Origin of the sequence: Rothia sp. HMSC065B04 (assembly GCF_001812285.1) — a bacterium.
In the GTDB taxonomy this organism is placed as follows: Bacteria; Actinomycetota; Actinomycetes; order Actinomycetales; family Micrococcaceae; genus Rothia; species Rothia mucilaginosa.
In genome coordinates, this window is sequence record NZ_KV808405.1 from 1 (window position 1) to 202 (window position 202).

Consider the following 202-nt stretch of genomic DNA (forward strand, 5'->3'; position numbering starts at 1 on the left):
AAAAATAAACCGGCGATGACCTACTCTCCCACACCCACAAAAGTGCAGTACCATCGGCGCGAAGAGTCTTAGCTTCTGGGTTCGGAATGGAACCAGGCGTTTCCCTCTTGCTATAATCACCGGAAAGTGGAGGCGAGGGGACTCGAACCCCTAACCCTCTGCTTGCAAAGCAGATGCGCTACCAATTGCGCCACGCCCCCGT

1 tRNA gene and 1 rRNA gene are annotated in these 202 nt (G+C 55.0%); both read right to left on the reverse strand.

Annotation, left to right across the window (positions count from 1 at the left end):
* Positions 1–7 precede the first annotated feature (7 nt).
* A 5S ribosomal RNA gene (gene rrf / locus HMPREF2845_RS00045) occupies positions 8–124 on the reverse strand.
* Between the two features lie 3 nt (positions 125–127).
* Positions 128–200, reverse strand: a tRNA-Ala gene (locus tag HMPREF2845_RS00050).
* Positions 201–202: the final 2 nt, after the last annotated feature.